Here is a 21464-nt window from a genome sequence, read left to right as displayed (position 1 = left end):
GGATGGGGCCGGGCGCGTCGATCGAGGTGGACGATCCTGGCCCGGCTTACGCTCGTCTGCGCGCCGCTTGGGATCGCGCGGGCGGGTTGTCGGTTCAGCTTCGCCGCGATGCGCTGGCGCGGCTTCGCGATGGGGTGCGCCTTCGGGCCGATGCGTTTGTCGAGAGCATCGATACGGATTTCGGCGGGCGGGCCAGGGTCGAGACCTTGGTGGCCGAGGTCGCGGCCGTGTTGCGGGCCGTCGATTATGCGCGCCCACGCCTCGCGCGCTGGGCCGCAAACGAGCGGGTCGGGCTCGGTTTGCCGTTCTGGCCGGCGCGCGCCCATATCCGCAAGGAGCCGCGCGGCGTGGTGGCGATCCTCGGACCGTCGAATTTTCCGCTCCAACTCACGCTTCTGCCCCTGATCTGCGCGCTTGCGGCCGGATGCCGCGTGTTGGTGAAGCCATCCGAACTGGTGCCGGCGACCGCCGACCTCATGGCCGCGATGCTGACCGAGACGTTTTCGGCCGACGAGGTGGCGGTCCTGACAGGCGGCCCGGATCTCGCTGTCGCCATGACACGGCTGCCGCTCGATCATCTGTTGTTCACCGGATCGACCGCCAACGGACGCCGCGTGATGGCGGCCGCGTCGGACCATCTGACGCCGCTGACGCTGGAACTCGGCGGGAAATCGCCCGTCGTCGTCGCCGATGATGCCGATCTCGACAAAGCCGCACGCGCCATTATGGCCGGCAAGCTGATGAATGCCGGCCAGACCTGCGTCGCGCCGGATTATGTGCTGGTGCCGCGCGCGCTCCGAGATCGTTTCCTCGATGCTGCCAAAGCGTCCGCGCATGCGCTCTATCCCGATCCCGGCATGATGTCGGCCGTGCGGGGCGAGCCGGCCCAACGTCGGCTCGCCGACCTCACGGCCGGTTTGACCAGCGTCGCCATGTTCGACGGGCCCGTGACGTCGTCCCGCATCATGCCAGTGCTGGTGCTCGATCCGCCCCTCGATGCCCCCATCATGCGGCAGGAGATCTTCGGGCCGGTCTTACCGGTTTTGGCTTACGATCGGCTCGACGATGCGATCGCGATCATCAATGATCGGCCGCGACCTCTGGCGCTCTATTGGTTCGGCCGCGACAAAGCGTCGTTGCGAGTGCTGCTCGACCGAACGTCGTCCGGCACCGTTGCGGTCAACGAAACGGTTTTGCATGCGGCCGTCGATGCTCTGCCGTTCGGCGGTATCGGCGCATCGGGTTTCGGGGCCTATCATGGGCAGGCCGGGTTCGAGGCCTTCACGCATCGCCGTCCGGTGTTCGTGCAGAGCCGTTTCAGCATCACCCGCCTGCTGCAACCGCCTTATGGCGCTCGCGCCGAGCGGATCATTGCCGGGATGCTGAAATGACGAAGGCGGCGCGCAAGGTCGCGATGATCGGCATGGGAGCGGCGGCGCTGGCGTTGGCGCTCTGGCGGCGCGATATTCCGTTTTCGGTTCTCGATCGACGCTATGCCGACGACAGATCCCGGTGGCTGACGCTGCCGAACGGCATGAGGCTGCATTATCGTGACATCGGCCCGGTCGACGCCCCTGTTCTTGTCTGCGTTCATGGCTATTCGGCGTCCAGCCTTGACTGGCTGCCCTGGGCCGAGCGGCTCAAATCAACCTATCGGCTGTTGCTGATCGATCTGCCCGGCCATGGATTGACGGCCGCACCCGACAGCTACGAGCCAAGCCTTCTCGGCATGGTGGCATGTGTGGCCGCCCTGATGGAGGCGCTGTCGCTCGCGCGCGTCGTGTTGATCGGCAATTCAATGGGCGGTCAGGTCGCGGCCACCTATGCGCTCGCCAACCCCGACCGCATCGCCGGTCTGGTGTTGGTCGCCTCGATCGGGGCCGCAGAACCCGTCTCGACCACCACCGCGTCCCCGCCCTTCGTCGTGCGCCTGCTCGGCAGCGCCATCGCGCGTTTCGCTCTCCGACACATCGACCTGACGCCGCTGGTCCGGCATGGCTTACGCAATGCCTTCGGCGACCGCGAGGCCGTGACGGACGCGCTGGTGCAACAATATACGGATCTTGCGCGGGCACCGGGCCATCGCGAGATCCTCACCGGGCTGCAGATCGGCCAGCGTGACACGGCCATGCTGGCTCGACTGCCGCTGTTTGATCGACCGACCCTGGTGATGTCCGGGGATGCCGATCGCCTCGTGCCGGTGGCGCAGGCCCGTGCGATCGCCGCCGCTCTGCCGCGGGCCCGCCTGATCGTCTATCCCGGCATCGGCCATGTGCCGATGCAGCAAATCGCGGAACGATCCGCCGCCGACCTTCGCGACTGGCTTGCGGCCGGGCCGGACTCGCCTTTTCGACCGTCGCGACCGAGATAGATGCGATCGCGCCATAAAGGACCATGCCCATGACGATCCGTACGCTCCGCTTATCAGCCGCCCTTGTGACGGCTGTCTCGTTTTCGAGTGGCGCCCTCGCCAAACCTGTGGTGGTCCCTCCTGCTGCTCACGAATTTGACCTCGGAAGCTTGAAAGTCGTGTCGCTCCGCGATGCCGACAACGTGCTCGAGAACGACGGTAAGGTGTTTGGAGCGAGCGTCGCACCGAGCGATGTCGCGCGGGTTCTGAAAGCGGCCGGTGCGCCGACCGACAAGATCACGCTCGGGGTCGATGCTCTGCTGGTGAAGGCGCCGGATCGCGTCATGCTGTTCGATACGGGCCTCGGCCCAACCGTTCACGGCGCGCTGATGGGGAGCCTCGAGCAGGCCCATGTGAAGCCCAGCGACGTGACCGACATCATGATCACGCATTCGCATTTCGACCACGTCGGCGGCCTTGCGACATCCGGGGGAGAGTTGGCGTTTCCCAAGGCGACGATCCACCTTTCGGCCAAGGAATGGGCGTGGATGCAGAGCCAGCCCGACAGCCAGGCTCTCGCCAAGATCATCGCGCCGCGCGTCGAGACCTTCGAGCCGGGCGGCATGATCGTCCCCGGTGTGACGGCTCTGTCGCTGCCGGGTCATACGCCGGGCCATGTCGGATATCAGATCACCTCCGAGGGTCAGACGTTGGTCGATATCGGCGACACCGCGCATAGTTCGATCGTCTCGTTAGCCGAGCCTGAATGGGCGATCGGATATGACAACGACGAGGACTTGGGCGAGACAACCCGTCGGGCGGAACTCAAGACGCTTGCGGATGGGAAGACGCTGATCTTCGCGCCTCATTTCCCGTTCCCCGGCGTCGGCCGGATCGTGGCGGAGGCCGATCACTTTGCCTTCAAGCCCCAATAACCGAATTGACGAACCTGTTCTACTTTATTGCTCGCCTTGTCTGGGCTGGGTCGTGAAGGTGTAAAGGACGATCGTCCAAGCCGGTCCACTTCGGTGAAGCACGAAGATCTCGCGATTGAAATCGAGCGACTTGGTCCCGTCTTTCAGGCTGAGCTCCATCTGTCCGACGGGATGGTGGGTTCGAACGATCGCGATATCGCCGTAGAGATCGACGGCGTCATATTGAAAATCGGTGTCGAATTTTGCGTCCTTGAACAGAGCCGCATAAGGAGCCGCCATCGCGTCGACACCGACCACGGTGGTTTTGTTGTTCCATTCGGCCACGGCATCGGGGGCGAAGAGAGGGCGGATCTTGCCGAAGTCGGCCGTATTCAGACCCTCCTGATAGGCCGCGACCACGGCCTTGGCAGCGCGTTGGTCCGATGCGACCTGCGTGTCCTGCGAATAGCTGAAGGCGCCTGACGGGCCACCATCGTGGCCTTTCTGAGCTTGGGCCGGCAACGCCTCGGCCGCTATGGCCAACAAGAGAGCCGCCGTCACCGTCATCGATGAGCGCATTGTTTCGGTTCCTCTTGAACGACGGTGTCAGATGGTAACGGGGGAGCCTTCGGGGTCGCCGTGGAAGGTCCAGTGTCCGCCGCTGCGGAACGAAGCCGCGGTCGCGAACGTGTCCTCCATGAACTGCATGGCGCTGCATTTGCCGTCGCGAACCGTGGCGAAGACTGAGAACGGTGACGTGACGAGGGTCGATAAAACGATCGAGCGATAGGTAAAGCGTCCGAAGATCGCAACATTGTCGCCGGAGCCGAAGACCGTTCCTGTGTCGAAGGATAAAACGTCCCAATGCCGCGACACGTCCGTAAAGGTCCGGACAATGCTTTCGGCGCCATGCGACGTCCCGCACCACGGCATGATCCGCTTCAGATCGGGATTGTCATAATTCAACGACACATAAGTGAAGTCGTCGGTCACGAGGGCCCGAACATGCGCGAGGTCTCTCGGGCTCTGTAGGATCGCCAGGACGACGTCGATCGGGGTCTGGTCCATGTCTGTGTCCTTTGCGCCGCGCGGGATCCACCAACGCCGGCGGCCGAGCTCAACCACAGCCCTACGAGATCGGTCGGCCTCCCGTTAGACGGCGTTGCTGGAAAACACCTTCCCGTTTGTGGGAAGCCCGATCAGGCGGGAAGATCGGGGAACAGCCGAGGCACCATCTCGGCCGCGAAGTCCTTGAAGATGCGGACCAGACGCGGAACGTGGCGATTGCCGAAATGCACGATCGACATGTCCAAGCGGCGAAACCGCCAGTTTGGCATGACCTCCACCAAACGCCCCTCGCGGAGGAGATGCGGCTGCACCACCGGCGGCAGATCGCCGATGCCGGCGCCGGCCAAAAGCGCGACCGCAAGACCGGCATAGTCGTTCATCGCAAGAAAGGGTTCGAAGCCGAGCGTCTGCTTGTCCTTACTGTCCAGGCTGGTCAACCGCCAGCTATGCCCGGTCTGCCAGAACGAAAAGGCGAGCAGGCGATGGTCGAGTAGATCCTGCGGCGTCTCCGGCGCTTTGCAAGCGGCGAGGTAGGTGGGGCTGGCGACGAGTTGATGCCGGTAAGTGAGGATCCGGCGAGCCATCAACGAGGAGTCGCGGAGCGGCCCCACGCGAAAAGAGAGGTCGACGTCCTCGGAAATGTGATCGACGATCCGATCGGTCACGAAGACTTGGATGCGGACGTCGGGATACAGCGTTTGGAACGCACCAGCCAGCGGAGCCAGCAAGCCATCGGCGAGGCTCGGGGGCGCCGATAGCCGCAACGTTCCCGATATCTGCGACAGCGTGTCGGACACGACATTGTCGACCGCATCGCTGAGTTCGGCACCCCGTTGCGCATGTTCGAAGACGTCCGCGCCGACGGTGGTCAGGCGCAAACTTCTGGTCGAGCGCTCGAGCAGGCGGACCCCGAGCTGGTTTTCAAGCTCGGCGATCCGGCGGCTCACAGTCGAGACTGGAATCTTGAGGCGACGGGCGGCGGCCGAAAAGCTGTTCGCCTGAACCACGCGGGCAAACAGAAGTAACGCGTTGAGATCGGACATCGTCTTCTCACCTGCGAGAAAGTCATTTGCGACTTTGCCAGCTAATGGGATCCGGCTCATTTGACTAGGTGTCCAGCGTCGACACTGACCAACGCCGGATGACCCAGCATGACGCATAGCCTTTCGATCAGAACCGCTCTGGCAACCGTCGCTTTCTTGTGCCTCGGCTCCGCCGTGGGGCGTGCCGAAGAAGCAAAAGCCGGGATCGAGCACACGATGGCGGCCTATAATGCCGCTCTGAACGGGGGTGACACGAGCCGCGTCCTTCCGCTCTACACGGAGGACGGCGTGTTCATGCCGCCCTTTAGCCAATCTGCGGTGGGAAAGACTGCGATCAAGACAGCTTATGACGCCGTCTTTGCCGAACTGAAGTTCCACGTCAAATTCGCTGTTGTTGAATTGGAGCAAATGGCGCCGACCTGGGCCTTCGTGCGGACGAACTCGGCCGGGACGACGGATCATCATTCGACCGGAAAGACGACCTCGGAAGCCAACCAGGAATTGTTCGTCTTTAAAAAGGGCGAGGACGGCACCTGGCGGATCGCGCGCTACAGCTTTTCGCCCACGAATCCGCCGATCCCGTGATTGGGACGGCTTTCATCCGAAGGGATGAACAACGATTCCACGTTTTCGTCGGCACATCTCGCGCGTGGTCCATCCATCCGATCCGCGCCCACCCGGAGTTTTAACATGAATGCGGACGAACAATCAGCCGCTGCGCTGCTCAAGGCCTATGGCCATGCCGCCAATGCGGCCGACGCGCATGCCATAGCGGCGCTTTACGCGCCGGACGGCGTGTTGATGGCGCAGAACATGGCCCCCTGCGTCGGCAACGAGGCGGTCCATCAAGCCTATGCTGGAATGTTTCAGGCGATCGCGCTCGACATCGCGTTTTCGATCGCCGAACTGCGGCAGATCGCGCCCGATTGGGTTCTCGCCCGGACGACCTCGACGGGCACCATCAGATTGCTGGCGACCGGGGCCGATATCCCGGAAGCCAATCAGGAACTCTTCCTCTTTCAGAGGATCGATGCAGCCTGGAAGATCGCGCGCTACTGCTTCAACACGACTTTGCCGGCGTAAGGATAAGGCAATGCCGCTCTCAACCCGATGGGTCGATCTTCCGGCCCGCGTCCTCATGTGCCTGCTGTTTCTGATCTCGGGATTGGGCAAAGTCAGCGCTGTTGCGGCGATACAAGCCTATATGGCGGCCCATGGGTTGCCCGGCTTTCTGATCTGGCCGGCCGCCGCCCTGGAACTCGTCGGCGGCCTTCTGCTGTTGATCGGGCTCGGCACCCGGCCGCTCGCCCTGGTTCTGGCGGGATGGTGCCTGCTGACGGCCCTCGTCTTTCACACCGACTTCGCCGACCAAAATCAGATGATCAACTTTTTCAAGAACATGACCATGGCGGGTGGGTTTCTGATCCTGGCGAGGGATGGAGCGCCGGGGTTCAGTCTCGACGGCTGGCTCGCTTCCCGCAATGAGCAACCTTGAACCGAACGAGGAGGCGATCGTGGCGACCATGAAGGCGGTTGTGATGCACGGGGCTGGCGGGCCCGAGGTTCTCAAAATCGAGACGCGACCGGTGCCGGTTCCGAAGCCCGGCGAGGTGCTGATCCGCGTCAAAGCCTTCGGCTTGAATCGGTCTGAATTATTCACGCGGCAGGGACAATCTCCCGACGTCCTCTTGCCGCGCGTCCTTGGGATCGAAGCCGTCGGCCTCGTTGTGGAGGCGCCCGGGGGCGCTTTCGCCAAGGATGACATCGTCGCCACGGTGATGGGCGGCATGGGTCGCGCTTACGACGGGAGCTATGCCGAGTTCACCTGCGTGCCCGCCGCTCAGGTCCAGGTGGTCAAGACGGACTTGCCTTGGGATCGCTTGGGTGCCGTTCCGGAGATGTTGCAGACCGCCTGGGGCTCGCTGTTCACCGCCCTCCGGCTCGCGCCGGGTGAGCACCTGCTGATTCGCGGCGGGACGACCTCCGTCGGCTTGGCAGCCGCCTCGATCGCCAAAAACCATGGTGCGAAGGTGGTGTCGACCACCCGCCGCGCGGATCGTGAGGCGCTGCTGCGGGCCAATGGGGCCGAACAAGTGATCATAGATACCGGAACGATCGCCACAGACGTCTCGCACGTCATTCCGGGCGGCGTCCACAAGGTGCTTGAACTGATCGGAGCCACGACACTGAAGGACTCGCTCCGTTGCGTCAGGCCGGGCGGCATCGTCTGCATGACCGGCATGGTCGGAAACGCATGGTCATTCGATGATTTCAGCCCCATGGATGTCATTCCGACCGCCGTCTGTCTGACGACCTATGACGGCGGCGTGCAGGACTTCATGGCGATGCCGCTGCAATCTCTCGTCGACCAGATCCAGGCCGGAACGCTGCGGGCGGAGGTCGGCCGGACCTTTCGGCTCGACGAGATCGTCGAGGCGCATCGTTGCATGGAAGACAATCAAGCAGGCGGCAAGATCGTCGTGTTGACCTGAACCGCGCCGTCGCCTGATTGAGTTGGCCCGACCAGACCAGACCAGCGCGAGCGCCAATCTCAGGGGTGCGGCTCATGCGGTCTTCGTGCTGGTCGCGATATCGAGCCAGACGGCGAGCAGCAGGATCGTTCCCTTAACGATCATCTGCCAATAGGTGTCGACGCTGAGCATCGACATGCCGTTATCGAGGCTCGCCATGATGAGGGCGCCGATCAACGCGCCCGCGACCGTCCCGGCGCCACCTCGCATCGAGGTGCCGCCGATGATGCAGGACGCGATGGCGTCGAGTTCCTGCAGCGAGCCGGCCGAGGGTGAACCGGCCGCGAGCCGCGCTGTCGTGATGACACCGGCGAGCGCCGCGGCGGCGCCCATCAGGCCGAAGACGATGAGCTTGACGCGTTGGACGTCGACGCCGGAGAGACGCGTCGCCTCGAGATTGCCGCCGATGGCGTAGATGCGGCGGCCCAGCACCGTTCGCCGCGCCATCAGGGTGAGGACGCCGAGCAGCACCAGCAGGATGAGGACGGGGGTCGGAATCCCTCGATAATCATTCAGTACGTAGATGAAGCCGGCCAGAACGGCGCCGGTCACGACGATCTTGCCGAGGTCGATCGCGAAGGCCGGGACCGTCAGCCCGTATTGACGACGCTTGCCGCGCCCGCGCAGCACCAGCGCGGCGAGCAAAACGAAGAGGATTCCGGCAAGCCCGTAACCGACGCTGGCCGGAACGTAACTCTGACCCACGGCGACGAAATCGGCCGATATGGGCGTGACCGTCACGCCGTTGGTGATGCCGAGAAGGATGCCGCGAAAGGCGAGAAGGCCGGCCAGCGTGACGATGAAGGACGGGATGCCGCGATAGGCGACCCAATAGCCGTTGAACGTCCCGATCGCGGCGCCGAGCGCCACGACGGCCAGAAGCGTGACGGCCAGTGGCAGATGATAACGCGCGTCGAGGATCGCCGCGACACCGCCGAGCAGCCCGAGCAGCGAGCCGACCGACAGGTCGATCTCGCCCGCGATGATGACGAACACCATGCCGGAGGCCAGCATACCGGTGATGGCCATCTGGCGCAGCAGGTTGGACAAGTTTCTGGCGGTGAGGAAGTCGCCATCGGTTAGGTAGGAGAAGAAGGCCCAAACCACGGCGATCGCGACCACGAGCGCCAGGATCTTATATTCAGTGAAAGCGGCCTTGAACCGGGTGATGCCGATGACCGCGCGTGCCGAGGCGGCAGGCGGGGTCGCGGACGTGTCGGGTTGGCCGCCGGCGGTCGTCAGGCTCGGAATATCGGAGGTGCTCATGGCGGGCGTCCCGGTCTCAGGCTGCGCGGGGGAGGGGCGTGATGGCGGCCGTGAGAACGGCCTCTTGGGTCAATCCATCATTGACGAAATCGCCGCGCAACTGACCTTCCCCGATGACCAGCACACGATCGGAGATGCCGAGCACCTCCGGCATTTCGGACGAGACCATGATGATCGAGACACCGGTTTTCACCAACTCGAACATCAATTTGTAGATCTCGTATTTGGCTCCGACATCGACGCCGCGCGTGGGCTCATCGAGGATCAGGACACGGGGATGGGGCGCCAGCATTTTGGCGATCACGGCCTTTTGCTGATTGCCGCCGCTGAGCCGCCCGATCGGCAGCATCGGGCTTGCGGTCTTGATCCGCATTGTCGCGATGGCGGTGCCGATGTCCTTCATCTCCCGCTCCTCGTCGATGAGGTCATGGCGGGTGTAGTGGTCGAGCACCGACAAGGTGATGTTCTGGCCGACCGCGAGCTCCGGGACGATGCCGTGTGCCTTGCGGTCTTCCGGCACCATGCAGAGCCCTTGGGCGACAGCTTGCTTCGGCGTACGCACCGTGATCGGCTTACCATCCAGATAGAGGGCGGCCGTGTAAGGGCCGCGATAACAGCCGAAAAGAGCGCTCACGAGTTCGGTGCGGCCCGCGCCCACGAGACCGGCGATACCGAGGATCTCGCCCTTCCGCAATTGAAACGACACATTGTCGACGCGGCGCCGGTCGATGTTCTGGGGGTCGATGCAGATCACGTTGCGGGCCTCGAACACGACGTCGCCGATCGGATGATCTTCGCGTGGGAAGAGATTGGCCATCTCGCGGCCGATCATCATGCGGATGATGTCTCCGGTCGTCAGTTGGCGCATCGGCTCGCTGCCCACATAGGCGCCGTCGCGGATCACGGTGACGCTGTCTGCGATGGCCTCGATCTCTTCGAGCTTATGGGAGATGTAGACACAGGCGGTCCCCCGCGCCTTCAACCCCTTAACGATGCCGAGCAGGGTGTCGGTTTCCGAGCGCGTCAGAGAGGATGTGGGTTCGTCGAGGATCAGAAGCTTGGCATTTTTGCTGAGCGCCTTGGCGATTTCGATCAGCTGCCGCTCGCCGCCGCTATAATGGGCGACCGGCTGAGCCACGTTGATATGGCTCATCTTGAGTTCGGCCATCAGGGTCGCGGCTTTCGAATACATAGCCTCGAAATCGATCATGCCCCCGAAACCGTGAGGTTCGCGTCCGAGAAAAATGTTCTCGGCCACCGACAGCTGAGGCACGAGCATCAATTCCTGATGGATGATGACGATGCCGGCTTCCTCTGTCTCGCGAATACTGGTCGCCTTCAACTCGCGGCCTTCCCACAAGATGGTGCCGCCCCAGCTGCCGTAGGGATAAACGGCGGACAGAACCTTCATCATGGTTGACTTGCCGGCGCCATTTTCGCCGCAAAGCCCCACGACCTCACCGGCCTTCACCGAGAGATTGATGCCGTTGAGCGCGCGGACGCCGCCAAATTCCTTGATGATCCCGCGCATCTCGAGCAGGCTATCGGCCATGCTGGTCATCCTAGACCGTGGCCGCCCTCTCGTTGCGAGAAGGCGGCCGTCGGTCGATTACTTCCCGTCGATCTGGGCCTGGGTGTAGAAGCCGTCTTTCACGACCGTATCCCAATTCGTCTTGGTGATCAGGGTCGGGGTCAACAATGTCGTCGGCACTTTCTTCTTGCCGTTGTCGAGTTCGGTCGTGAACGCGGGCGTCTTGCCCTTGACGAGATCGACCGCGATCTCGGCCGCCGTGCTGGCGATGCTCTTCAGCGGCTTATAGACCGTCACGGTCTGGGTGCCGGCCTTGACGCGTTGAATGGCGGCGAGATCGGCGTCCTGACCCGAAACGGCGGTTTTGCCGGCGAGGCCTTGCGCCGTCAGCGCCTGGACCACGCCGCCGGCTTCTGCATCATTCGAGGCCACGACGCCATCGATCATGTTCTTGTTCGCCGTCAAGGCATCTTCCATAATCTGGAGAGCCGTCGTGGCGCTCCACTCCGGCACCCATTGGGCGCCGACGATCTTCACCTTGCCGGCGTCGATGGCGGGTTGCAGGACCTTCATCTGCCCTTCGCGGAGGAACTTCGAGTTGTTGTCGGTCGGCGAGCCGCCCATCATGAAGTAGTTGCCGCTGGGCTTGGCATCGAGGACGCCCTGGGCCTGCATCTCGCCGACGCGCTCATTGTCGAAGGTGATGTAGGCGTCGATATCGGAATCGAGGATCAAGCGGTCATAGGCCACGACCTTGATGCCGGCTTGCTTCGCCTCATTGATGACGTTGCCGAGTACTTTGCCATTGAACGGAACGATCACGATCGCGTCCACGCCGCGCGAAATCATGTTTTCGATCTGCGAGATCTGACGCTCTTCGTTTGCGTCGGCGGATTGGACAGTGACGGTCGCGCCAAGCTTTTTGGCGGCGTCGACGAAAAAGTCGCGATCGCGCGTCCAACGCTCGAGACGAAGGTCGTCGATGGAGAAGCCGATGACCGGCTTGTCGGCGCTGGCTTGTGCGCCGCTCGTCAGGCCTACGAGCGTTGCGGCGATGGCGACGCCGCCGAGGAGCGTTGTAAATGAACGAACCATGTCATTTCCTTCCCTGCCGGCATGACGCCGTTCCGTGATCTGCCATCTCGATCGAATGATTGCTGATCGGCTGCCAGCTTCGACAGGTGTCTAACGCAATGAGGTACGCACCGCAACTACTCGCACCGCGACATTTACTTCGACGACGCCAAACAAGCTAAAAAGCGGAGCGTCCGGATCTTGCTGCAGCGCAATATAATTGTTTATCGCAGTGCGAAATAGAAATTTGCTCGTGATCTGCGCGTGGTTATGATTTACGCTCGTCAAAAATTGGGAGGGCATGTGGTGGATCTGGACCGGCGCGTGACGGCTGGAGATGTGGCGGCAGCGGCGGGCGTCAGCCTCGCGACGGTCGATCGCGTTCTCAACAGCCGCCCGGGCGTCCGCGCCGTGACGGTCAAGGCGGTCCAAGATGCGGTCGAGAGGCTTGGGTTCCGCAAGGACGTGTTCGCCGCGAACCTCGCGCGCAGCCGACAATATCGGTTCCGGTTTCTGCTTCCTCGCCTGCCACAGAACAGCTTCATGCAATCGGTCCGTCGCGAGGTCGATATGGGGGCGCTTCGCGGCCTTGACGAGCGCATTGCGATCTCGATCGGCGAATATGCGGCCTTCGATCCGGTCGATCTCGCCCGTTGTCTCATCGCCTGCCGACACGACGGAACCATGGGGGTGGCGGCCGTCGCGGTCGATGCGCCGGAAGTTCGCGACGCCATCGCCCGCCTCGCCTCTGACGGCATCGCGGTGCTGACGCTTGTGTCCGACGTGACACCCTCGCGTCGGGCTCGCTTCATCGGACCGGATAATGTGGCGGCCGGTCGCGTCGCAGGCACGCTGCTGGGGCGTTTTCTCGGCCCGCGTCAAGGCCACGTGCTCACGGTAGCGGGCCGCATGACCTTGCGGGACCATGCCGAACGTCGCCTTGGTCTGGCCCAGGTGATCGAGCGCGACTTTCCCAACCTGTCGCTGCTTCCCGTCGCCGAGGGGCTCGACGATGGGGCTTTGACGGAGCCGATCGTCGCGAAAGCGCTTCGCGAGATGCCCGATCTTGTTGGCATCTACAGCCTCGGCGCCGGCAATCGCGGCATCGCTGCGGCTCTCGAAGCCGCCGGCCGGTCGCGCGCCGTCGTCACGATCGGCCATGAGCTCACGCCGTTCATGCGCGAGGCGCTTCTCAGCGGCACATTCGACGCCGCCATCAACCAGGACCCGTCCGACGAAGTGCGTCGAGCGGTCCGAACCCTCAAGGCTCTGGCCGACGGGTGCGACGACTTCCACCCCGATCCCATCCGGATCGACATCTACCTGAAGGACAATCTGCCATGACGCTGTTTTCCGACCTGCCGACGGTCCGCTACGAAGGCGAGGGATCATCGAACCCGCTCGCCTACCGCTATTACGATCCCGACAAGATCGTTCTCGGCAAAACCATGAAGGAGCAGCTGCGCCTCACGGTCTGCTACTGGCACAGCTTCGTGATGAACGGCGGTGATCCCTTCGGCGCGCCGACGATCGATCGCCCCTGGATGCATGCCGGCAATGATCCGCTTGCGGCGGCCCGGGCCAAGGCCGATGCGGCTTTCGACCTCTTCCGCGTGCTCGACGTGCCGCTCTACAGCTTCCACGATCGCGACGTCGCCCCCGAGGGCGATGGCCTGGCCGCGACGCTGAAGAACACCCGCGAGATCGGTGAGTATCTCGGCAAGAAGCAACAGGAGACCGGCGTCAAGCTGCTGTGGGGCACCGCCAACCTGTTCAGCCATCCGCGCTTCATGGCAGGCGCTTCGACCAATCCCGATCCGGACGTCTTCGCCTGGTCGGCCGCGACCGTGAAGACGGCGCTTGACGTTACGCATGAACTGGGCGGCGCCAACTACGTGATGTGGGGTGGGCGCGAAGGCTATGAGACGCTGCTGAACACGGATCTCAAGCGCGAACTCGACCAGATGGGTCGGTTTTTGTCTTTGGTGGTCGAGTATAAGCACAAGATCGGCTTCTCCGGCCCGATCCTGATCGAGCCGAAGCCGAAAGAGCCGACCAAGCATCAATATGATTTCGATGCCGCGACGGTCTATGGCTTCCTCAAGCATTACGGGCTCGAGAAGGACGTAAAGCTCAACCTCGAGGAAAACCACGCCATCCTGGCCGGCCACACCTTCGAGCACGAGATCGCGGTCGCCAATGCGTTCGGCATCCTCGGCTCGCTCGATATCAACCGGGGCGATCCGCTGCTGGGATGGGACACCGACCAATTCCCGAATGACGTGCCGCAACTGACGCTGGCGCTCTACGAGGTGCTGAAGGGCGGCGGTCTGACGACCGGCGGCCTCAACTTCGATGCCAAGATCCGTCGCCAGTCGATCGAGGTGGATGATCTGGTCCATGCCCATGTCGGCGGCATCGATGTTTGCGCCAAAGCCTTCTTGGCGGCCGCCAAGATGGTGGAGACCGGCGCTCTCGCCAAGCATGTCGGCGAGCGCTACGCTGGGTGGGACAAGGCTGGCCACGCCGCGGGCGGGGCCACGCTGGACGAGATCGCGGCAGCCGCCGAGGCACGCGGCATTTCACCGAAGCCCCGCTCGGGGCGGCAGGAAATGCTCGAGAACCTCGTCAGCCGAAGCGTCTGACTAACCGTGCGGGAGGGGTGCCCAGCACCCTTCTCGCTCCAAGATCGAAAAAAACGGGCGCCAGACCCGAGCCGAGCATAAACGCCAGAGGGAGAGTCGAAGTGTTGCAAAAGCCGTTGCTGCCGTCCGAGGCCGCCGACCCCCAGGCCATGTTGCGGGATCCGACTTTTCAGGCGCTGGTGCGCGAGCGATCGAGCTTCGCCTGGAGCCTGTCGATCGTGATGATCGTCGTCTATCTCGCCTTCATCTTCGCGGTCGCCTTCGCGCATGACGCGATGGCGACGAAGATCGGCGCCGGCCCGCTCACGCTGGGGATCGTGCTCGGCCTCGCGGTCATCATCTTTGCTTTTGCCCTGACTGGGATTTACGTCGCGCGCGCCAATACACGCTTCGACGACCTGACCCGCACAGTCGTCAAGGAGCAGGCTCGATGAGGGTGCTGTCCCGTCTTGCGGCAAGCGCCGCTCTTCTCATCGGCACCGCGACGGCCGCCTCAGCGGCCGGGCCGGATGTCGCTCCCGTGCAGCAGCAGGGTCTCAATGTCACCGCCATCGTGATCTTCGTGGCCTTCGTGCTCCTCACGCTCTACATCACCTATCGGGCCGCAATCACGACCCGCTCGGCCGGCGACTTCTACGCGGCGGGTGGCAGCATCTCGCCCTTGCAAAACGCGCTCGCGATCGCGGGCGACTTCATGTCGGCGGCGTCGTTCCTCGGCATTTCCGGTCTCGTATTCAGCTCGGGCTTCGATGGCCTGATTTATTCGATCGGCTTTCTGGTCGGCTGGCCGATCGTGTTGTTCCTGATCGCCGAGCGGCTTCGCAACCTCGGTCGGTTCACCTTCGCGGACGTCGCCTCGTTCCGGCTGGCCCAAGGTCCGATCCGCACCCTGGCGGCCGTCGGCACGCTGGTCGTGGTGGCATTTTATCTCATCGCCCAGATGGTCGGCGCGGGACAGCTCATCCAACTGTTGTTCGGGCTCGATTACCTCTATGCGGTCGTGATCGTCGGCGTGCTGATGATCGTCTATGTCGCGTTCGGCGGCATGAAGGCGACCACCTGGGTTCAGGTCATCAAAGCGTGCCTGCTGCTGGTCGGCGCGACGCTTCTCGCCTTGGCCGTGCTGGTCCATTACGGCTTCAACGTCAACGCCATGTTTGCCGACGCCATCGCGATCCATCCGAAGGGCGATGCCATCATGGCGCCGGGCGGCTTTGTGAAGGATCAGGTCTCGACCATCTCGCTCGGCCTCGCGCTGATGTTCGGCACAGCCGGTTTGCCCCATATTCTCATGCGGTTCTTCACCGTGCGGGACGCCAAGGCAGCGCGCAAATCGGTGTTCTACGCCACCGGCTTCATCGCCTATTTCTATATTCTGACCTTCGTGATCGGGTTCGGGGCCATCACCTATCTGATGCCGAACGCGAGCTTCTTCAAAGTCGCGGCCGATGGTCACTACAACAAGATCACGGATCTGATCGGCGGCGCCAACATGCCGGCGATCCATCTCTCCAATGCGATCGGCGGATCGCTCTTCCTGGGCTTCATCTCGGCCGTTGCCTTTGCCACGATCCTCGCGGTCGTAGCCGGGCTGACGCTCTCGGGAGCCTCCGCGATCAGTCATGATCTTTATGCGAGCGTGATCGCGCGCGGTCGCTCGACCGAAGCGCGGGAGGTGCGCCTGTCGAAGATCTCGGCCATTCTGATCGGCATCGTGGCGATCTATCTCGGCTACGTGTTCCAGAAGCAGAATGTGGCCTTCATGGTGGGGTTGGCGTTTGCGGTCGCGGCGAGCTGCAATTTCCCGGTGCTGCTGATGTCGATCATGTGGCGCGGCACGACAACGACGGGCGCTCTGGTGGGCGGTCTGCTCGGCCTCGTCAGCGCTGTCGTGATGGTCATTTTGAGCAAGGCCGTCTGGGTCACGACCTTCGGCCACCCGGCCGCGTTGTTTCCCTATGACAATCCGGCTTTGTTCTCGATGCCGCTCGCCTTCGCCGGAATTTGGATCGTGTCCACGTTGGACAAGAGCAAGCGCGCGATGGCGGAGCGGGCCGCGTTCGATGCGCAATTCGTGCGCTCGGAAACCGGCATTGGAGCCAGTGTGGCGCAGGCGCACTGACCGCTTCGCCTTTGTTCCACCGAGCTAAAGCGTCTTGATGTCACGGTCCGCACGCTTGCCGGGCCTTGGACTTTGCAATAATTCCAAGGTGTGGGCCTGAGGTTCTGGACGGCCGTGAGACATGCTCATGAGCGGCTCGTCTGTGCCCACGACGAAAGGCCGCCATGGAACTCAGCATCACGCTCACGCTCAACGGGGCGATGCGAACGGTCGGGATCGACGATCCGCGCATCACCCTTCTCGATCTGCTTCGCGAGCGCCTCGACCTGACCGGGACCAAGAAAGGCTGCGATCGCGGCCAGTGCGGCGCCTGCACGGTTCTCGTCAACGGTCGCCGCGTCAATTCATGCCTGACCCTCGCGCTGAGCTGCGACGGCGCCGAGATCGTCAGCATCGAGGGGCTCGCGCATGGCGATCACCTGCATCCGGTCCAGGCCGCCTTCATCGAGCATGATGGGCTTCAATGCGGCTTCTGCACCCCGGGCCAGATCATGAGCGCGGTGGGGCTGATCGCCGAAGGGCATGCCGGGACCGATGCAGAGCGGATCCGGGAAGGGATGAGCGGTAATCTTTGTCGCTGCGGCTCCTATACCGGCATTACCGACGCGGTGCTCGACGCACAAGCCCGTATGGCTCCGCAAAACCGGGGAGAAGCCGCATGAAGCGCTTCGACTATTCCCGCCCGACCTCGATCGCCGAAGCCGTCGCCTTGGGGGCGCAACCTGGCAGTGTCTATCTGGCCGGCGGTACCAACCTCATGGATTTGATGAAGGGCAACGTCGCGCGGCCGACGCGTGTGATCGACATCACCCGATTACCCGGCCTCGATACAATCGACGTCCTGCAGGACGGGGCGTTGCGGATCGGTGCGCTCGCCCGCAACAGCGACATCGCCTATCACCCCGAGGTTTCGACCCGCTACCCCGCGGTAGCGGAGGCTTTGTTGTCCGGCGCATCGGCGCAGCTTCGCAATGCGGCGACCGCAGGCGGTAATCTCCTGCAACGCACCCGCTGCGCCTACTTCTTCGATCTTGCGAGCGCCTGCAACAAACGCGAGCCGGGATCAGGCTGCGACGCCATGGGCGGTGAAAACGATCTTCATGCGGTGCTGGGGTGGAGCCCCCAATGTATCGCGACCCATCCGTCGGATTTCTGTGTGCCTCTCGTCGCCCTCGATGCCGTGGTCGAAATTGAGGGGCGCGGCGGGCGCCGCGACGTTCCGCTCGACGCCTTCTATCGCCTGCCCGGCGATGAGCCGCAGCGCGAGACGGTGCTCGAGCCCGGCGATCTCGTCGTCGCGATTCGGATCCCGGCATCGTCAGCCGGGTTCGCCGATCATTCGCGTTATCTCAAGGTCCGCGAGCGCACGTCTTATGCATTCGCAGCCGTGTCGGCGGCCGTGGCGCTCAAGCTCGACGGATCGACGATCGTCGAGGCGCGTGTGGCGCTCGGCAGTGTGGCGCTGAAACCCTGGCGCGCCCGTGACGCGGAGCGCGTTCTCGTCGGAAAGACCGTGGGCGAGGCAGCGTTCACCGAAGCGGCGGCGGCGGCGCTAGCCGATGCCAAACCATCCGGCCACAACGCCGCCAAAATCGAACTCGCGCGCCGTGTCGTCGCGCGGGCCATCAGTCTCGCTGCCCGTGGCACGCCGGAGCACATGCCCGCCTTGCCGGCTTCCGTCTTTGCCCAACCCGAAGGAGCCGCCCTTCATGTCTGACACCGCTCCCGTCCACGTTCGCCATGGCTCCAGCATCGGCCAATCGCTGACCCGTGCCGAAGGCATGCTCAAGGTCACGGGCCGCGCCCGTTATGCGGCCGACCATCACCCCGCCGATATGCTCTATGCCGTGATCGCCACCAGCACGACCGCGCGGGGACGGGTCGTCGCCCTCGATCTCGCGGCCGCCAAGGCTCATCCGGGCGTCGTCGACGTCATGACGCCGGCTAATGCACCGACGCTTGCGCAGGATCCGGACCTGAAGGGCACGCCCTTCACGTTCAGAATGGAATTGTTGCAGAACGATCAGGTTCGTTACGCCAATCAGTCGATCGCGGTCGTGGTCGCCACCTCGCTCGAGGCCGCAACCGAAGGCGCGGCGCTGCTTCACCCCACCTATGACGTCGAGACCGCCCGGGTCGACTTCGACGACGCGCCTCGGTTCGTGCCGGATTCGGTTGGGGTCGGCTCGCCCTCCAAGGACACGCATGGCGACGTCGAAGCGGGACTGGCGTCGGCCGATCGTCGCATCGAAGCGACCTACGATACGCCGGCGCAATATCACAATGCCATGGAGCCGCATGCGATCGTCGCGGCATGGGACGGCGATCACCTCACCATCGATACGCCGAGCCAGGGCATGGCGATGGCTCAGGCCCGCATCGCCGGATTGTTCGGCATCGATGCCGCCGACATCTTCATCCGCAGCCCCTTCCTGGGTGGCGGTTTCGGGTCGAAGGGCTTGATTTCAGGGCCGCAAATTCTCGGCATCATGGCGGCGAAGCTGGTGGGCAAGCCGGTCAAGCTGGTGCTGCGCCGCGACCAGATGTACGGGCCTGTGGGCCATCGGTCGCCGACCCGACAGACGCTAAAAATGGGCGCCATGGCGGATGGATCGTTGACCGCGATCGATCACCACACGGTCGCGGCCTCCAGCAGCTTCGATGATTTCTTCGAACCGGCCGGCGGCGTCACGCACACGCTGTATGCCACCCCGGCGCTGTCGACCACCTACGAGGCCGTGCGCCTCGATACCGGCACGCCGCTGTTCATGCGCGCACCGGGCGAGGCGTCGGGCAGCGTGGCGCTGGAAGGCGCGATCGACGAAATGGCCTTTGCCTGCGGCATGGACCCGCTGGAATTTCGCCTTAAGAACTATGCCGAGGCCGAGCCGCTGTCGGGCAAGCCGTTCTCCTCGAAGGCGCTGCGTGAATGCTATGAGCAGGGTGCGAAACGTTTTGGTTGGGCGGGGCGACCGCTCGCTTCACGGCAGATGCGCGACGAGGCCGGCCTTCTGGTTGGCTGGGGAGTCGGCACCGCGACCTTCCCGGCTCTGATGTTTCAAGCCGAGGCGCGCGCCGAACTTCGCGCCGATGGGACCGGAACGGTCGATATCGGCGCCCAGGACATGGGGCAGGGCGCCTGGACCGCTCTGGCGCAGATCGCGGCTGACGGGGTTGGCCTGCCGCTCGAGAAGCTGACGTTCAACATGGGGACGTCCGACCTGCCCAACGCCGGGATTGCGGGGGGATCGGCCCATACGGCGACGGCCGGCACGGCGATCCATAACGCGGGTGGGGCCGTGATCGCTGCACTTGCGGAACTTGCCACCAACGATGACCGCTCGCCGCTCTATGGCGCTGGGAATACGGGTGTCGTGGCCCGCGATGGTCGTCTCTTCCGACGCGATGACGAAAGCCGGAGTGAGAGTTACGAGACGATTCTCACCCGTGCTGGGCAGGCCTCGATCCAGGGCAAGGGGCAGGCTGCAGCCGACCCCGCGACCCAGAAGGATTATGCGATGCACGCGCATGGCGCGGTCTTCGCAGAGGTAAAGGTCGACCCCGATCTTGGTCAGGTGCGCGTATCGCGTCTGGTCGGGGCGTTCGCGGCCGGCCGGGTCATCAATCCCCGCATGGTTCGCAGCCAATATTTCGGCGGTATGATCTGGGGGATTTCGTTCGCGCTGCAGGAGCGAGCCACCATGGATCGTCGCACGGGCCGCATCGTCAACGCCAATCTCGCCGAATATCACGTGCCGGTGAATGCCGACGTGCCGTCGCTCGAGGCCATTCTGATCGAGGAACATGATTCCCACGTCAATGCGCTCGGCATCAAGGGCGTCGGCGAGATCGGCGTGACCGGCACGGCAGGCGCGATCGGCAATGCAGTCTGGCATGCGACCGGGATTCGTGCCCGCGAAACTCCGATCCGCTTGGAGAAACTGCTTTAAGGCGTCTCGGCTGGCGGCGGAAACGTCGCCCGCCAATGCCGTGCGATCTCGATGCGGCGACAGATCCAGACCCGGTCGTGAGCCAACACATGCTCCAGAAACCGGGTCAGGGCTGCGATGCGCCCCGGCCTGCCGGCCAGCCTGCAATGAAGGCTGACGGTCATCATCTTCGGGGCAGTCAGGCCTTCAGCGTAGAGCACGTCGAAACTGTCGCGGAGATAGTCGAAGAAGTCCGATCCGGCTGCGAGATCCTGGTTGCGCGCCATGCGACTGTCGTTGGTGTCGAAGGCATGCGGCACGACGAGATGGCTTGTGCGGCCGACCGGCGTCCAGAACGGCAGGTCGTCACAATAAGCGTCGCTGTCGTAAAGAATGCCGTGCTCGACTGCGAGGCGCCGCGTGTCGAGGCTCATCCGCCCCGTGTACCAGCCGGCGGGTCGCTCACCGGTCAGCCGCTCGATCGTCTCGAGGCAGCGGCCGATATGGTCGCGCTCCTCATCGATCGATACCCTCGCATAGTCGATCCAGCGCCAGCCATGTCCGACAAAATCGCAACCCGCTTTCGCGAAGGCCTCCGCGACGCGCGGGTTCTGCTCAAACGCCAGCCCGATGGCGTAGCAGGTCGGCACGATGCCACGATCCGTCAGCGCGCGCAGAAGCCGCCACACCCCGGCACGGCCGCCATAATCATACATCGACTCCATCGCGAGGTCCCGGGTGCCCATCGCGGGAGCGCCAGAACCGACCTCTGATAGGATCGTCTCGGGCCGATCATCACCGTTCAGCAGCGTATATTCGGCGCCTTCCTCGTAATTGACCACGACATTGAGCGCGAGGCGCGCCCTGTTCGGCCATTGCGGATGCGGCGGTTCCGACCCGTATCCGACGAGGTCACGCGGCGAGGAGATCACAGGGCAGACTTCCGCTCATATGCTTCTTGCGAGATAGAAAGAGGAGGCCGCGAGAATGC

21 protein-coding genes are annotated in these 21464 nt (G+C 63.6%); 14 read left to right on the top strand and 7 right to left on the bottom strand.

Going from position 1 to position 21464, the window contains the following annotated elements; genetic code table 11:
• The first annotated feature begins 2 nt into the window (after positions 1-2).
• From EY713_RS05015 to EY713_RS05005, 3 genes are read left to right on the top strand one after another with little or no spacing between them, the layout of a single operon-like run.
• A complete protein-coding gene (locus EY713_RS05015; protein ID WP_131113846.1) occupies positions 3-1391 on the top strand; it encodes an aldehyde dehydrogenase family protein in 1389 nt (462 codons plus the stop codon).
• Positions 1388-2371, top strand: coding sequence for an alpha/beta fold hydrolase (locus EY713_RS05010; RefSeq protein WP_131113845.1), 984 nt, complete (start codon positions 1388-1390; stop codon positions 2369-2371). Before EY713_RS05015 ends, EY713_RS05010 begins: the two co-directional genes overlap by 4 nt.
• A 29-nt stretch (positions 2372-2400) precedes the next feature.
• Positions 2401-3285 carry an MBL fold metallo-hydrolase gene (locus EY713_RS05005; protein WP_245572897.1) on the top strand — a complete coding sequence of 295 codons (885 nt, stop codon included), beginning with the start codon at positions 2401-2403 and terminating at the stop codon, positions 3283-3285.
• Between the two features lie 24 nt (positions 3286-3309).
• Here the strand turns inward: EY713_RS05005 and EY713_RS05000 are convergent, their stop codons facing one another.
• From EY713_RS05000 to EY713_RS04990, 3 genes are all read right to left on the bottom strand, one after another.
• Positions 3310-3843: a YybH family protein gene (locus EY713_RS05000; RefSeq protein ID WP_131113843.1), complete on the bottom strand. Its 534-nt coding sequence runs from the start codon at positions 3841-3843 to the stop codon at positions 3310-3312.
• Positions 3844-3870: 27 nt separating this feature from the next.
• Positions 3871-4332: a nuclear transport factor 2 family protein gene (locus tag EY713_RS04995; RefSeq protein WP_131113842.1), complete on the bottom strand. Its 462-nt coding sequence runs from the start codon at positions 4330-4332 to the stop codon at positions 3871-3873.
• A 131-nt stretch (positions 4333-4463) separates the two neighbouring features.
• Positions 4464-5375, bottom strand: a complete 912-nt coding sequence (locus EY713_RS04990; protein WP_165491031.1) for a LysR family transcriptional regulator — start codon at positions 5373-5375, stop codon at positions 4464-4466.
• Positions 5376-5483: 108 nt separating this feature from the next.
• Here EY713_RS04990 and EY713_RS04985 point away from each other — a divergent pair, with 108 nt between their 5' ends.
• From EY713_RS04985 to EY713_RS04970, 4 genes are all read left to right on the top strand, one after another.
• Positions 5484-5960, top strand: coding sequence for a YybH family protein (locus EY713_RS04985; RefSeq protein ID WP_131113840.1), 477 nt, complete (start codon positions 5484-5486; stop codon positions 5958-5960).
• 105 nt (positions 5961-6065) lie between these two features.
• Positions 6066-6458, top strand: a complete 393-nt coding sequence (locus EY713_RS04980) for a YybH family protein (protein WP_165491030.1) — start codon at positions 6066-6068, stop codon at positions 6456-6458.
• Between the two features lie 10 nt (positions 6459-6468).
• Positions 6469-6870, top strand: a complete 402-nt coding sequence (locus EY713_RS04975; protein ID WP_131113838.1) for a DoxX family protein — start codon at positions 6469-6471, stop codon at positions 6868-6870.
• Positions 6857-7867 carry a zinc-binding alcohol dehydrogenase family protein gene (locus EY713_RS04970; RefSeq protein ID WP_245572896.1) on the top strand — a complete coding sequence of 337 codons (1011 nt, stop codon included), beginning with the start codon at positions 6857-6859 and terminating at the stop codon, positions 7865-7867. Before EY713_RS04975 ends, EY713_RS04970 begins: the two co-directional genes overlap by 14 nt.
• Before the next feature lie 72 nt (positions 7868-7939).
• Here EY713_RS04970 and EY713_RS04965 read toward each other — a convergent pair whose 3' ends face one another.
• From EY713_RS04965 to xylF, 3 genes are read right to left on the bottom strand one after another with little or no spacing between them, the layout of a single operon-like run.
• Positions 7940-9172, bottom strand: a complete 1233-nt coding sequence (locus tag EY713_RS04965) for a sugar ABC transporter permease (RefSeq protein ID WP_131113837.1) — start codon at positions 9170-9172, stop codon at positions 7940-7942.
• Between the two features lie 16 nt (positions 9173-9188).
• A complete protein-coding gene (locus tag EY713_RS04960; protein WP_131113836.1) occupies positions 9189-10724 on the bottom strand; it encodes a xylose ABC transporter ATP-binding protein in 1536 nt (511 codons plus the stop codon).
• Between the two features lie 57 nt (positions 10725-10781).
• Complete coding sequence (gene xylF, locus EY713_RS04955; RefSeq protein ID WP_131113835.1) at positions 10782-11798, bottom strand: D-xylose ABC transporter substrate-binding protein; 1017 nt, start codon at positions 11796-11798, stop codon at positions 10782-10784.
• 282 nt (positions 11799-12080) lie between these two features.
• Between xylF and EY713_RS04950 the strand changes: the two genes are divergently transcribed.
• The 7 genes from EY713_RS04950 to EY713_RS04920 all read left to right on the top strand — a co-directional run bounded on the left by EY713_RS04950 (position 12081) and on the right by EY713_RS04920 (position 20494).
• Positions 12081-13121, top strand: a complete 1041-nt coding sequence (locus EY713_RS04950) for a LacI family DNA-binding transcriptional regulator (RefSeq protein ID WP_245572895.1) — start codon at positions 12081-12083, stop codon at positions 13119-13121.
• A complete protein-coding gene (gene xylA / locus EY713_RS04945; RefSeq protein ID WP_131113834.1) occupies positions 13118-14422 on the top strand; it encodes a xylose isomerase in 1305 nt (434 codons plus the stop codon). Before EY713_RS04950 ends, xylA begins: the two co-directional genes overlap by 4 nt.
• Positions 14423-14523: 101 nt before the next feature.
• Positions 14524-14856 carry a DUF485 domain-containing protein gene (locus tag EY713_RS04940; protein ID WP_245504135.1) on the top strand — a complete coding sequence of 111 codons (333 nt, stop codon included), beginning with the start codon at positions 14524-14526 and terminating at the stop codon, positions 14854-14856.
• Positions 14853-16544, top strand: coding sequence for a cation acetate symporter (locus EY713_RS04935; RefSeq protein WP_131113833.1), 1692 nt, complete (start codon positions 14853-14855; stop codon positions 16542-16544). Before EY713_RS04940 ends, EY713_RS04935 begins: the two co-directional genes overlap by 4 nt.
• A gap of 164 nt (positions 16545-16708) precedes the next feature.
• Positions 16709-17206: a (2Fe-2S)-binding protein gene (locus EY713_RS04930; RefSeq protein WP_131113832.1), complete on the top strand. Its 498-nt coding sequence runs from the start codon at positions 16709-16711 to the stop codon at positions 17204-17206.
• Positions 17203-18261 (top strand): FAD binding domain-containing protein, encoded by a 1059-nt coding sequence (locus tag EY713_RS04925; protein ID WP_131113831.1) that lies wholly within the window; start codon positions 17203-17205, stop codon positions 18259-18261. The genes EY713_RS04930 and EY713_RS04925 overlap by 4 nt, the downstream gene beginning before the upstream one ends.
• Positions 18254-20494, top strand: coding sequence for a xanthine dehydrogenase family protein molybdopterin-binding subunit (locus EY713_RS04920; RefSeq protein ID WP_131113830.1), 2241 nt, complete (start codon positions 18254-18256; stop codon positions 20492-20494). The genes EY713_RS04925 and EY713_RS04920 overlap by 8 nt, the downstream gene beginning before the upstream one ends.
• Here the strand turns inward: EY713_RS04920 and EY713_RS04915 are convergent.
• Positions 20491-21405: a polysaccharide deacetylase family protein gene (locus tag EY713_RS04915; protein ID WP_210215310.1), complete on the bottom strand. Its 915-nt coding sequence runs from the start codon at positions 21403-21405 to the stop codon at positions 20491-20493. The two genes, EY713_RS04920 and EY713_RS04915, sit on opposite strands and share 4 nt — an antisense overlap.
• Positions 21406-21464 lie beyond the last annotated feature (59 nt).

The sequence above is a fragment of the Lichenihabitans psoromatis genome (genome assembly GCF_004323635.1).
In the GTDB taxonomy this organism is placed as follows: Bacteria; Pseudomonadota; Alphaproteobacteria; order Rhizobiales; family Beijerinckiaceae; genus Lichenihabitans; species Lichenihabitans psoromatis.
Note: the sequence above shows the minus strand (reverse complement) of the source record. Positions and strands in the feature narration are given on the sequence as shown.

Excerpts from the sequence above, each read along its gene's own strand:
- EY713_RS05015 (WP_131113846.1), top strand. The coding sequence starts at position 3 with ATGGGGCCGGGCGCGTCGATCGAGGTGGACGATCCTGGCCCGGCTTAC.
- EY713_RS05010 (WP_131113845.1), top strand. The coding sequence starts at position 1,388 with ATGACGAAGGCGGCGCGCAAGGTCGCGATGATCGGCATGGGAGCGGCG.
- EY713_RS05005 (WP_245572897.1), top strand. The coding sequence starts at position 2,401 with ATGACGATCCGTACGCTCCGCTTATCAGCCGCCCTTGTGACGGCTGTC.
- EY713_RS05000 (WP_131113843.1), bottom strand. The coding sequence starts at position 3,843 with ATGCGCTCATCGATGACGGTGACGGCGGCTCTCTTGTTGGCCATAGCG.
- EY713_RS04995 (WP_131113842.1), bottom strand. The coding sequence starts at position 4,332 with ATGGACCAGACCCCGATCGACGTCGTCCTGGCGATCCTACAGAGCCCG.
- EY713_RS04990 (WP_165491031.1), bottom strand. The coding sequence starts at position 5,375 with ATGTCCGATCTCAACGCGTTACTTCTGTTTGCCCGCGTGGTTCAGGCG.
- EY713_RS04985 (WP_131113840.1), top strand. The coding sequence starts at position 5,484 with ATGACGCATAGCCTTTCGATCAGAACCGCTCTGGCAACCGTCGCTTTC.
- EY713_RS04980 (WP_165491030.1), top strand. The coding sequence starts at position 6,066 with ATGAATGCGGACGAACAATCAGCCGCTGCGCTGCTCAAGGCCTATGGC.
- EY713_RS04975 (WP_131113838.1), top strand. The coding sequence starts at position 6,469 with ATGCCGCTCTCAACCCGATGGGTCGATCTTCCGGCCCGCGTCCTCATG.
- EY713_RS04970 (WP_245572896.1), top strand. The coding sequence starts at position 6,857 with ATGAGCAACCTTGAACCGAACGAGGAGGCGATCGTGGCGACCATGAAG.
- EY713_RS04965 (WP_131113837.1), bottom strand. The coding sequence starts at position 9,172 with ATGAGCACCTCCGATATTCCGAGCCTGACGACCGCCGGCGGCCAACCC.
- EY713_RS04960 (WP_131113836.1), bottom strand. The coding sequence starts at position 10,724 with ATGGCCGATAGCCTGCTCGAGATGCGCGGGATCATCAAGGAATTTGGC.
- xylF (WP_131113835.1), bottom strand. The coding sequence starts at position 11,798 with ATGGTTCGTTCATTTACAACGCTCCTCGGCGGCGTCGCCATCGCCGCA.
- xylA (WP_131113834.1), top strand. The coding sequence starts at position 13,118 with ATGACGCTGTTTTCCGACCTGCCGACGGTCCGCTACGAAGGCGAGGGA.
- EY713_RS04935 (WP_131113833.1), top strand. The coding sequence starts at position 14,853 with ATGAGGGTGCTGTCCCGTCTTGCGGCAAGCGCCGCTCTTCTCATCGGC.
- EY713_RS04930 (WP_131113832.1), top strand. The coding sequence starts at position 16,709 with ATGGAACTCAGCATCACGCTCACGCTCAACGGGGCGATGCGAACGGTC.
- EY713_RS04925 (WP_131113831.1), top strand. The coding sequence starts at position 17,203 with ATGAAGCGCTTCGACTATTCCCGCCCGACCTCGATCGCCGAAGCCGTC.
- EY713_RS04920 (WP_131113830.1), top strand. The coding sequence starts at position 18,254 with ATGTCTGACACCGCTCCCGTCCACGTTCGCCATGGCTCCAGCATCGGC.